Consider the following 2,069-nt stretch of genomic DNA (forward strand, 5'->3'; position numbering starts at 1 on the left):
GGGACCGGGCACGGTCGGCGAGGTCGTCGCCGGGGCGCAGAGTGAAGCGGAGGTGGTAGTGCGCCCGTCGCGCGGCCGCAGGTGCGGCAGCGTCCGGTGGTGACGTCATCGGCATCCCCCGTAGTTAGTTCGGCTAGGATCCGAAATTAATCGCTGCTCGTCAACAGGGCGCGGGAGGTGAACTGTTGGGGTGCTCCGCACGCTCGGGCGTTCCCCGGGCCCGCCGCGGCCGCGTAACGTGACGGTTCCTCGCACCACCTCTGACCACCACGGCGGACATGACCAAGGAGCAGGCACGGTGAAGGCAGACCTACGGGAAGCAGGCGTACGGGGCATGGGCGGCGGAGGACCGCAGCGGGCGAGCGACCGCGCGTCCCTGCGCCGCACCAATCTCGGCCTGGTGCTGCGCCTGCTGCACGACGCCGGACCGCGCCCACGCATCCAGATCGCGGCCGACACGGGCCTGCCGAAGGCCACGGTCACGCATCTCGTCGCCGAGTTGATGGAGCGGGGGCTGGTGCGCGAGGGCGAGGCCGAGCGGCAGGGCTCGATCGGACGGCCCAGCCGGACCGTGGAGATCGACGGCCGCTCCCTGTGCGGTCTGGGCGTCGAGATCAACGTCGACTACCTGAGCCTGATCGCCCTCGACCTGCGCGGCGAGGTCGTCGCCGAACAGCACACGCCGTTCGACGTGCGCGGGTCCTGCGCCGGGACGGTACTCGACCGCATGGCCGGGACGATCCGGCACACGTGTGACACGTTGCGCGCGCGAGGGACGCGCCCGGCCGGTGTGACCGTCGCGGCCCCGGGGGTGATCGAGACCGGCAGCGGCGTGGTGTCGTACGCCCCGAACATCGGCTGGCGGGACGTCGCCGTCGTCACCGGCCTGCGCGACCGGCTCGGTGCCGGCGGGCCGGCGGTCCTGCTGGAGAACGACGCCAAGCTCGGCGCCGTCGCCGAGTACGCGGTGGCCGCCGCGGCCGACATCCACGACCTGATCTACGTCACCGGCGAGACGGGCGTCGGCGGCGGCATCATCTCCGACGGCCGGCTGCTGCGCGGCGCGGCCGGATTCGCGGGCGAGATCGGCCACATGCCCCTGGACCCCGGCGGGGAGACGTGTGTGTGCGGCCGGTCCGGCTGCTGGGAGACCATGGTGGGGCTCTCGGCCCTGCTGCGCGGCGCGGCCGCACCGGACGACCCCGTGCGCGACCCCACGGTCGACCTGGTGCAGCGCCTCGCCGAACTGCGCCGCCGCGCCGACGAGGGCGACCACGCCACCCTCGTCTCCCTGGAGCGGATCGCCGACGGCCTGGCGTTGGGCGCCGGACTGCTCGCCGACGTCCTCAACCCGCGGGCCGTCGTCCTGGGCGGCTACTTCGTGCACTTCGGCGACCACCTGATCGACCGGGTGCGCGCCGAGTTCGCCCGCCGCGTCATGGCGCCGGACGCGGGCGGCTGCGAGGTGATGCTCTCGACCCTGGGATTCAGCGCGGCGGCCCGCGGCGGTGCGCACCTGGCGCTGGACCGGGTGTTCCAGGACCCCGCCGGGGTGGCCGACGCGGCGCTGACCTGACGCCGGTCCGGGGCCGTCCGCGAGGGACGGACCGTGACGCCTCCCGGCGGTCCCGGGGGCCTGGGGATCCCCGCGGTCCCGGCGGTCCCGGGGATCAGCTCACGAGGAGTTCCACCGCCGCCGACAGCCGCTCACGGTAGAACTCCCGTGAGCCGGCCTGGTGCTTGAGGCCGACCGACGTGCTGATCAGCGTCTGTGCGACCGGTCGTGCCGCCTTCTGCCCCGGTTCGGCCGCGATCGCGGCCGTGATGAGTTCCTCGAAGCGCCGGGGCATGACCGCGGTGATGTCCCCGAGGAGGCGGGGGTTGTCCTCGACGACGGCCATGACGTCGTGCGCGAGCGGGCCGACGTAGCGGCCGGCCCAGTGGTCGAACGCCTCGACGAGGCGCTCGGACAGCGGGCGGTCGACGTCGGCCAGGACGTCGGTGACCGCGCCGATGTCCTGCTCGAGCGTCCGGGTGACGGCGGCGCGGAACAACGCCTCCTTCGAGGA

2 protein-coding genes are annotated in these 2,069 nt (G+C 73.8%); one reads left to right on the forward strand and one right to left on the reverse strand.

Going from position 1 to position 2,069, the window contains the following annotated elements; genetic code table 11:
* Window positions 1-298 precede the first annotated feature (298 nt).
* Complete coding sequence (locus GTW43_RS24330) at window positions 299-1,576, forward strand: ROK family protein (protein ID WP_202501888.1); 1,278 nt, start codon at window positions 299-301, stop codon at window positions 1,574-1,576.
* A gap of 94 nt (window positions 1,577-1,670) precedes the next feature.
* Here GTW43_RS24330 and GTW43_RS24335 read toward each other — a convergent pair.
* Window positions 1,671-2,069 (reverse strand): TetR/AcrR family transcriptional regulator (locus tag GTW43_RS24335; RefSeq protein ID WP_161304170.1); only part of this gene is annotated, 399 nt, incomplete at its 5' end.

Origin of the sequence: Streptomyces sp. SID5785 (assembly GCF_009870065.1) — a bacterium.
GTDB lineage: Bacteria > Actinomycetota > Actinomycetes > Streptomycetales > Streptomycetaceae > Streptomyces.